Here is a 6,554-nt window from a genome sequence, read left to right as displayed (position 1 = left end):
GATACTATCATTGATAGTAGCATTCATCCATTCAACCTCAGCCCGTGGCCAACCCGCAACGTCGTCTCGGTCGAGCAACACGCCGTCGACATCCATTCAACCTCAGCCCGTGGCCAACCCGCAACCTAGGCCGGAGTGATCCTGCCCGGAGTCGACATCCATTCAACCTCAGCCCGTGGCCAACCCGCAACCTACGGAACTCATCAGCAACACGAACCGCACATCCATTCAACCTCAGCCCGTGGCCAACCCGCAACAGTCAAAGCAGCATTGACCGTGCAAGCGTCATCCATTCAACCTCAGCCCGTGGCCAACCCGCAACTGGCGGCAACGACGCAGCGAATGAGATTCTCATCCATTCAACCTCAGCCCGTGGCCAACCCGCAACGGCAGTCGCAACCGAGCCGTTGAGGATCAACATCCATTCAACCTCAGCCCGTGGCCAACCCGCAACCGGATGGATGGCTCTACTATGAGCATGGACATCCATTCAACCTCAGCCCGTGGCCAACCCGCAACCAAGAGATCAACCCGCCCATTCGCACCGATCGGCGCGCCAGTAGCGATATCGGCCTGCACCTGTTTGGTTGTCGTGCTCAGCAGCTTAGCGGTCTGTGCGATGGTCAGCGACTTCATAAAACCACGAAAGAAAGCCAGTTATGATTTCCGACTGTTCCCGGCAGTATTGACAGCAAAGTCCGTGTCAGGGAGGACCCATGCGCCCGGGGCGTCTACGAAACCCCCTTGCCAGACCACCCCCGCGCCAACGAAACCTCGCGCGGTGATGGCGTTTTTGAGGTTGTGTAGGCGTAGACGGTGTAGACGGGGCATCATCACTCGCCCCCCTTGGCAGCTTGGATCATCGCCAGGATGCCGGCCCGGACGGGTTCGGGCAGGTTGTCCCATGCGTTGATCAGGGTGGCAATCGTCGGGTCGATGGCGTGGGCCTGTGCATCACGCGCTGCGCATGGCGCTGCGCTTATTTCAAAATCAGCTTGTTTCTCGATGTTTTCTGCAACGGGACGGGGGTTCGATTCCCCCCGGCTCCATTCGACGAGCCCGCGACTCGTCTCTCGACCAAACAAGGCCCGTTGTCCATCAGCAGCGAGCCTTGCTGTCGGCGGTGGTCCATGCAAAACAAGACCAGATTCTCATCGTTGACCTCGGCTCGAGCCATAGCGGGCTTGATCTTTCCATCGAAACCCTGAGGAAGCCTTTCTCTCCAATCCCCCGAGCGTTTATTGTTTGAAGTAGAACGGGCGGCGACGTGGTGCGATAATCAGGGCAGCCGCTCGTGATCTTTGACAAGTCAAGAGTTAGGAAAGAAAAGAGACCTGCTCTCTCATGGAAATCATTGCTTGAATTGCCGCCGCTCGAAATGTCGTTTTCAATTGCCGAGTAATCCAAAACTTCGGACGGGTGCTGGTTTCCGCAGTCATCCGACTGCGGCCACATTGAAGCCCCCGCGAACCAATGACCGCCCGAAGTGCCACGATCATTTCCGCCGGCTTCTTCGGTTGCTGCGGCTGCACGCTGGAGCAAAAGTGAAAACGGTCTAGCCTGAAATCACTCCCACACGGTATCGAATTGCAAATTGCCCATCAGCCTCTGACTGAATTATCCTGCTGCAATTCCGGTGGTCAGAATGTTTCAGATCGGCGGCTGTGTCATGCTGCCGATCCCAATGGATTGCGGTCTGTGTGCCAGAAATTGAGGCGGAAATTCGATGAAACAAACCAGCGGTAAACACGGGATTGCAATTCTCCTCATGACGACTGTGCTCTTGAGCATGGTCGGGTGCGCCAATGACTCAGTCATCAATACTCGGCCAGCGCACACGCTCACGCTCGCTGAAAACGGCCAGCCGCTGTTGCCCGTCTGCATTTCATCTGCCGCGTCTGACAAGACAAAGCATGTCGCTGATGAGTTAGCTGCCTATCTGTCGCGCATCACGGGAGGCAAGTTCGAGGTGCGTGTCGGCGATGGTGCGACAGGCATTGTCTTGGGGACGCTTGCGGAATTTCCTGATCCCGAACTGATCGAGCCATTGGCGATCCGCGATACGTGTGACGGCCGCGAAGCCTTTGCCATCCGTACCGAGACTGGCCGCGTGCGATTGATCGGAGCTACCGAGTTGGGGACATCGCACGCAGCGTTTCGGTTACTCGAAGAGCTTGGCTGTCGTTGGTTCTTTCCCGCGCCGGAATGGGAGGTAATCCCATCACGTCCGACGCTTACCGTTTCACTCGATCTCAATGATCGGCCGGCGATCCTGTCGCGGCGGATCTGGTGGGGTTATGGATTCTTTGATGCGAAGGCCCGCGCCGACTACGAAGCATGGGCACGTCACAACCGCATGGCGGCATCACGCACGATCTATGCCGGGCACGCATGGCAGTCGATCATTGAGGAGAACAGTAAAGTTTTCGCTGACCATCCTGAGTATCTGGCCCTCGTAAAGGGGAAACGTGAGGGGCCGCAATTATGCGTCTCCAATCCGGCGGTACGACAAATCGCTTCCGATTGGGCAATGGACTACCTGAAGCGAAACCCGAATGCCGACATGGTGTCGCTTGAAACGTCTGACGGTGATGGTCATTGTGAGTGTGATGCGTGCCGTAAGTTGGGGAGCATTTCAGACCGTGTTTTCGGACTCGCCAATGAAGTAGCCCGCCGCGTGGCTCACGAGATGCCGGGCAAGATGGTTGGCCTCTACGCATATAACGATCATTGCGAACCGCCGTCATTCGCGCTCGAACCAAATGTTTACGTGCAGATGACAGCCGGGTTCATCCGGGGGAAGTACACGTTTGATGAGTTGATGGAGCGTTGGCCAAAGGTGGCCAGTAACTTTGGTTTCTACGAATATCTGTCCGTCTGGCTCTGGGATTTTGACATGCCGCCGGGTGGACGAGGTGCGAACGTCAAATATATCCGAGATCAAATCCGCCGCTATGCCGCGATCGGTGCCACCAGCCTTGATTGTGAGAGCGGCAACAACTGGGGACTTCATGGTCGAGGCTACTACATCGCCAACAAACTGATGTGGAATCCGAAAGCCGATTTGGACACCTTGTTAGACGATTTCTATCAACAGGCATTTGGTCCCGCAGCCGAGCCGATGCGGCGTTACTACGAACGGTTGGATCCCGGTAACGATCCGCTCCTGAGTGAACACCTGCTGGCTCTTGCACTGCGAGATCTTGACGACGCGACTCGACTTGCTGCCGGGCATCCTGAGGTGATCACGCGGATCGATCAACTCAAGCAATATCAGCACTACGTGCGGCTACGATGGGAGCATGATCGTGCAGCGGATAAAGCGATGCGGCGAGACCTGGCTTTGGCTGCATTGCGGCATGTCTATCGCGCTCGTTACAGCTACATGAACCACTGGGAAGCGATGCGTCAGGGATGGACTCCGGTGGCAGCCACGGAGTTCAACGAGCCTTCTTGGAGCTTTCATCAAAAGGACAATCCTTGGCGCGTTGAGGAACCGCTTAGCCACGATGAAACTGATCGCCTCTTCCGCGAGGATATGGACCGTTTCCAGCCGCAGGCTGTGGAAGAGCGGCAATTCTCATCAGACTTGGTGCCGAGCGGAATCGTCACCGATACTCCGGCTGCTTCGTCACAACGATTCCAGAATGGATGTCGCTATGCACTTTACAGTCGAGCGGGGGAGCCGCTCAGCCTGACCATCACGACGGGAATTATCGCCTGGTATCGCGACCGGGCGGAGGCGCACTACACGGTGACTTCAGCGGACGGCAAAAAGATAGCGTCCGAGCGGTTACCTCAGGATGGCGCCAAACATCTGGTCAACATCACGGTACCGTCCGCGGGACTGTATTGGATGGAGTTTGACGATCAAGGGGCAGCGTGGGGTATCGAAGTACCAGCAGGTGTTCCTGTAACAATCGACCTACGTCATGCGTCACAGCACCATCTGGGCCATATGCAGCGAATGTACTTTTACGTGCCCAAAGGAACACGCCGGATTGACTATTACTGGCAGGGCGGTCCTCATCAAGTTCGCGGGCCGGACGGCAAACCCATAGCGAAGGTGGAAACAAGCGGCCGATTCGTATCTATTCCCGTACCCGAAGGGACCGATGGGTATGCCTGGTCGTTGTCAGAATTGGCTCTTGGACAGTTACGATTTTTCAACATACCTAACTACCTTGCAGGTTCACCCAATGCGCTGTTGCTGCCACGCGAGGTTGTCAATGCGGATCGGCCGGCATCGAACCAGGCCACGAGCGGCAAGTGAGCGTAACGCACGGAATACGAAGGCGAGCAGATATATTTTTCGTTACCACAACACAAGGATGGTAATTCAGACTGATGTGAGTAGGTGTGAGTTGTAATCAGCCATCAGGAGAGTGATCGTGTCCAACATACGGCTTGGCATTATCGGGATGGGTTTTGCAGGACGGCAGCATCTGGGAGCAAGTGCGGCGGTTGACGGCCTGGATGTTATTGCGGTAGCGGATTCACAGCGGTTGGATGGCCTGCCGCAGCATCTTCAAATTTTCAAGTCATGGAATGATTTGATTAAATCCCGCGATATCGATGCGGTCAGTATCTGTTTGCCTCATCATCTCCATCGCGATGCTGCGCTGGCTGCCATTGCTGCGGGAAAGCACGTGCTCCTGGAAAAACCGATCGCCTGCAACCTTGATGAAGCAAAAGACATTGTCGCCGCTGCAAAAAAAGCCGGGATCACTCTGGTTGTTGAATTGACGCATCGTTTTTACAAGCCAATGCGTGAGGCCCGCGCTGCGATTGAGCAGGGCGTCCTTGGCAAGCTGGTGGTTGCTACGGATCGCATTGTCCAATACATCCCGGAAGGATATTCATCATGGATATACAGCCGCGATAAGGCTGGCGGGGGTGTCGCGCTGACCAATGGCGTTCATATGCTCGACCGTCTTGCGTTCATAACGGGGAAACGATTGAGTTTTACCAGCGGACATGCGGGATATACGCAGGGTATGGGAGATGCGGAGGATACAGCCGCCATGCTGTTGCAATTTGAAGATGGAATACCGGCGCAATTTCTGGCGTCGTGGCGACGCGGTTCTCCGATGCAGATGGATGATGAGCTGACGGTTTACGGTACCAACGGCACGATTCGCATTTTTGCATGGCGCGGGTGGAGATTTGAACCGCTCAACGGTGAGGCCCGCGAGACTCATAGCTTTCCAAAAGAGTGGGGTCTGGCTGACGTGGTACGGAGTGCAATGTCTTCAGCGATGCAGGAGTTTGCGGATGCGGTAAAAACAGGAGTAAGTATTCATCCCCTTACCGAAGCTGCGCTGACGTCACAAACGCTCATTGATGCGTTTTATCGCCATGTGGGTGCTGTCTGATTGTTAAAAATATCTCTATACTGATAAGGTAATAAGCAAGATCGATGGGAAAACCATGACCCCGCAACTACGGACGCCGGATTTCCACAATCGCGGCCAGACAAGGCGAGCCTATAAGCGTCTCATCCGCTTTATCCGCTCTGAAGGCCTTGGTCGAGGCGAGAAACTGCCGGCGCAGCAGGAGTTATGGCGAAAACTCGGCCTCAACAACAGCACGCTCGGCGGGGCGATGCAAATGCTTGTCTCTACCGGAGCGCTGACACGAAAAACTCGTGTCGGTACCGTGATAGCCGATCCGACGAAAATCCCTCCGGTTGAATGGGCGGTCGGAGTAATCACGCCGCACCTGCCTCCACAGGGGACTAACTCGTTCTTTACGAGCCTGACCGTGCGAATGCAGCAGGCTCTCGCCCATCAGAACTGCCGATGCACGGCGTATGTTCACGCGGACAGCGGCCATGATCCCTTGCTTTCCGCGGTTCCACCGGTTCATCTAGACCTTGAACGTGGGGACCTGGACGGCCTCGTATTGTTAACTTCGATTCCGCTCCATAATTGGCGCGAGATCGAGTCTCGTGGTGTAGTTCTCTGTCATACGCCGATCTGGCGCGAAGCGCCATGCGGTGTCATCATTGATGAAGCAGAGATGGCGAGTCGTGCCATCGAGATAATGGCAGGGCGTGGTGCGAAGAAAATCGCTCTGGTTCACACGAGTTGGGAGTTTGATCGTCGGGAACAGACGCTGGTGGAGCGAAGTCTCGCGTTGGCGAAATTAGCTCCATGCGATCTTATTCAATTCAAAACGGAACCGGGCGTACTGGACGGCCAGAGAATTGCCTCCTCTCTGCTTCAGAAGCCGGAACAGGATCGACCCGAAGGGATCATTGTCTTTGACGATCACTTCGCGATGGGTATGACCAGCGTGCTGCGAGAAGCGGGTAATTACAGTCCGATGATTGCGGTTCAGACGAATCGGCAATTGCCGCTGGTGTATGGGCTGCCGGTGATTCCATTTGAAGTGGATATTGATGAGTTGACGCGCCGAACTGCTGCGCTCATGCTCGAACGTCTGGTCAATCCCGCCACGGCTGCACGTGTTGAAAGATTTGCGCCGCAATTGAAAGACGGATTCTCATAACTGGTGCGAATAGCTGTGACAACCTGGCTGGCTCCGTCGAT

Annotated in this window: 4 protein-coding genes and 1 CRISPR repeat array; of the genes, 3 read left to right on the top strand and 1 reads right to left on the bottom strand. The window is 55.5% G+C overall.

Features of this window, described 5'->3' with window-relative positions; all coding sequences use genetic code 11:
- Positions 1-24: 24 nt before the first annotated feature.
- Positions 25-519: direct repeats of the CRISPR family, unit length 36 nt; unit sequence CATCCATTCAACCTCAGCCCGTGGCCAACCCGCAAC.
- A gap of 314 nt (positions 520-833) precedes the next feature.
- Complete coding sequence (locus IT444_11965) at positions 834-1,085, bottom strand: hypothetical protein (GenBank protein ID MCC7193488.1); 252 nt, start codon at positions 1,083-1,085, stop codon at positions 834-836.
- 683 nt (positions 1,086-1,768) lie between these two features.
- On the opposite strand from IT444_11965, the gene IT444_11960 reads away from it, so the two are divergent.
- From IT444_11960 to IT444_11950, 3 genes are all read left to right on the top strand, one after another.
- Positions 1,769-4,273, top strand: coding sequence for a DUF4838 domain-containing protein (locus IT444_11960; GenBank protein MCC7193487.1), 2,505 nt, complete (start codon positions 1,769-1,771; stop codon positions 4,271-4,273).
- 118 nt (positions 4,274-4,391) lie between these two features.
- Positions 4,392-5,375 (top strand): Gfo/Idh/MocA family oxidoreductase, encoded by a 984-nt coding sequence (locus IT444_11955; protein ID MCC7193486.1) that lies wholly within the window; start codon positions 4,392-4,394, stop codon positions 5,373-5,375.
- Positions 5,376-5,430: 55 nt separating this feature from the next.
- On the top strand, positions 5,431-6,513 hold the full coding sequence (locus tag IT444_11950) for a GntR family transcriptional regulator (protein ID MCC7193485.1): 1,083 nt from the start codon (positions 5,431-5,433) through the stop codon (positions 6,511-6,513).
- Positions 6,514-6,554 lie beyond the last annotated feature (41 nt).

Source organism: Phycisphaeraceae bacterium (assembly GCA_020851465.1).
Taxonomy (GTDB): domain Bacteria; phylum Planctomycetota; class Phycisphaerae; order Phycisphaerales; family Phycisphaeraceae; genus JADZCR01.
This window is presented reverse-complemented; position numbering and strand designations above follow the sequence as displayed.

What these genes read in the sequence shown, in the direction of transcription:
- IT444_11960 (MCC7193487.1), top strand. Translation starts at nt 1,769, where the DNA reads ATGACGACTGTGCTCTTGAGCATGGTCGGGTGCGCCAATGACTCAGTC.
- IT444_11950 (MCC7193485.1), top strand. Translation starts at nt 5,431, where the DNA reads ATGACCCCGCAACTACGGACGCCGGATTTCCACAATCGCGGCCAGACA.